Here is a 2750-nt window from a genome sequence, read left to right on the forward strand (position 1 = left end):
TCCTTGCCGCGCATCTCCGCCGCCTCTGCCACGGTCTTGCGCTCGTATTGCTTGAGGGCGTCATTCGTCACTTCCAGCACCTCGACCTGGTTCCAGCGCCCTTGGAAAAGATGCGGCCGCTTCAGTTCCTCTCGGAACGTGCCGCGGAAACTCGGATCGCGGTAAAACTCCTTCTGCTTCTCCATGGTCTGGTTGAACACCGGTCCCCACATCGCCATGTCCGCGAACGAGAACGGGTTGCGCAGGTCCATCTGGACGCTGAATGGTTTGCAAAGGATCTGTGGCACCCCGCCGCGCGCAATCAGGGGTTCGAGGCGATGGAGAATGACGTCGGTCGCCTCCGGCTTGTCGGGGCGCGAGGCGATCGCGAGCCACGTCACCGGCCGCCCGCTTTCCTCCAGTAGGAACTTCAGCAGGTCCGACTCTTCATCCGAGACCCTTCCGATGCGCTGCGTTAGCGCGACCTCGATCGAACCGCGGCCGACGCGCTTGAGCTCATTTGCGTATGCCTTCAATTCGTCGCGCGATGCCAACCGGCAGGCGAGGGGCCGCCCCTTGAAGCCGATGTGCTGCGCGAGCGTGGTGGTGGAAAATCCGACTGCGCCCGCCTGGACCGCCTCGCCCAGCAACGATGCGATTTTCTGAATCTCGTCGGGCCGCGCCTCGCGCTCCATCGACTCTTCGCCCAACACGAAATGGCGAAACGGGGTCAGTGGCGCGAGGAACGCGAGATTGATTCCCGAGCCCCGGCGCGCGGCCGCGTCCAGATATTGAGGAAAGCTTTCCCATTCCCAAGTGATCCCGCGCGACAGCGCGTCAAACGGAATCGCCTCGACATTGACCAGGTCCCAGGCTGCGATTTCACGCACCTTCTCGCGGCACGGCGCGATGCCGACACCGCAGTTGCCCATCACGACGGTGGTGACGCCGTGCCACGATGTGCAGCTGACCATCGGATCCCAGCAGATCTGCGCATCGTAGTGAGTATGGGGATCGACGAAACCGGGCGCGACAATCAAGTCCGATGCATCGATGGTACGCCCCGCGCCTTCGGTTACTTTTCCAATCGCCGCTACTTTGCCGCCTGCAATTGCGACATCCGCGTGCTGGCCGGCAGCTCCGGTGCCGTCGATCACGGTGCCGTTCCTGATAATGAGATCGTATGTCATAGCTGGTTCTCCTCGTTCTCGTGGACGCGATGAACGTGATTCGGGCTCTGCGAGATGGTCTGGGACGGAGTCTTGATCCAATCGCCCTTCATGCGCAAACGGTGCGGCGCTCCCTTATTGTACCCCTGCGGCAAGTCGCCCTTGGTCCCCCACCGAACCCGCGATTTTGCAAATCGCCGAAACTCCCGGGCTCAGCGCGACCCATATTGCAGCAGGCGACGCTGGTTCAAATTCTGCAGCTGCGATAGTCTCGAAATCCGTGCGCAAGCGACGCGCCTCGAGGAGAAATCATGAAGGTTGTTGTGGATTTACAGCTCTGCGAAGGGAATGCCCGCTGCGTAGAAGCCGCGCCGGAAGTTTTCGAGGTGGGCGACGACGACAAGGCGCACCTGCTCACGGGAAGCCCCGCAGAATCCCTGCGCGACAAGCTCAAGCTCGCGGTACGGATGTGCCCGCGGCAGGCGATCGCGCTGAAGGAAGACTGAACGGGCGGGCCAACCGCACGCGTCCGATGGAAGCAATGGAAAAGAATTTCTCTCTCGATAACATCGACATCATCGGCCCCGACCACTACGCGAAAAATGGCTATCCGCACGCCGAGTGGACCTACTTGCGCAAGCACAAGCCGGTGTTCTGGTGCCAGCATCCGAACACCGACCCTTTCTGGGCGATCACCAAGCACGCCGACATCATTAATATTTCCCGGCAGCCGCGGCTCTTCCTCAACGGGCCGCGCCTGCTGATCTTCGTGCCCGAAGCGGGTGTAGAACCCGCGCCCACGCCTCCATTCCGCCATCTGCTCGACATGGATCCGCCCGAGCACGGCGAGTATCGCGCACTCGTGAGCAGGCGATTCACCCCGCGGGGAGTGCGCCACCTCGAGGCGCAAATCGACGCGATCGCGCGGCAGGTCCTCGATGATATGACCGGCCGCGACCGCTGCGATTTCGTGCTCGACATCTCCTCCAGAATTCCGCTCGCGGTAATCGCGGAGTTGCTCGGTGTGCCGCATCAGGACTGGGAGCAGCTGTTTCAGTGGACCAACGAGACCATCGGAGGCAGCGACCCCGAGTTCCAGCAGGGAACCAGCACCCAGGAAACCCTCGACCGCGCACGCCTGGGCCTGTTCCAATATTTCAGCAATATGGTGGCGGACCGCATCAAGGCCCCCACCGACGACATCACCAGCATCGTTGCGAACGCGAAGGTCAACGGACAGCCACTGCCACAGCTCGAACTGCTCTCATACTTTTTCCTGCTGGTGGTGGCCGGCAATGAGACCACCCGTAATGCAACCACCGGTGGCCTGCTCGCGCTGATCGAAAACCCCGATCAATGGGATCGGCTAAGAGAAAATCCAGCGCTACTCAAGCCCGCGGTCGAAGAGATCGTCCGTTGGACCACACCGGTGATTCAGTTCGCGCGCACTGCCGTCGAAAACACCGAAGTTCGCGGTCAGAAGATTCGCGCGGGTGAATCGGTATGCCTGTTTTACCCGTCAGCGAATCGCGACGAAGAAGTCTTCGATAACCCGTTCAAGTTCGACGTGAGCCGCGATCCCAATCCGCACATTGCGTTCGG

The 2750-nt window shown here is 61.3% G+C and carries 3 protein-coding genes; 2 read left to right on the forward strand and 1 reads right to left on the reverse strand.

Annotation, left to right across the window (positions count from 1 at the left end; translation table 11 throughout):
- The coding region (locus tag VGI36_07015; protein HEY2484881.1) for an amidohydrolase family protein at window positions 1-1169 on the reverse strand (1169 nt) is incomplete at its 3' end.
- A 290-nt stretch (window positions 1170-1459) separates the two neighbouring features.
- On the opposite strand from VGI36_07015, the gene VGI36_07020 reads away from it, so the two are divergent.
- Together VGI36_07020 and VGI36_07025 are read left to right on the forward strand one after the other, a co-directional pair.
- A complete protein-coding gene (locus VGI36_07020; GenBank protein ID HEY2484882.1) occupies window positions 1460-1654 on the forward strand; it encodes a ferredoxin in 195 nt (64 codons plus the stop codon).
- 35 nt (window positions 1655-1689) lie between these two features.
- The coding region (locus VGI36_07025; GenBank protein ID HEY2484883.1) for a cytochrome P450 at window positions 1690-2750 on the forward strand (1061 nt) is incomplete at its 3' end.

Source organism: Candidatus Binataceae bacterium (assembly GCA_036495685.1).
Taxonomy (GTDB): domain Bacteria; phylum Desulfobacterota; class Binatia; order Binatales; family Binataceae; genus JAFAHS01.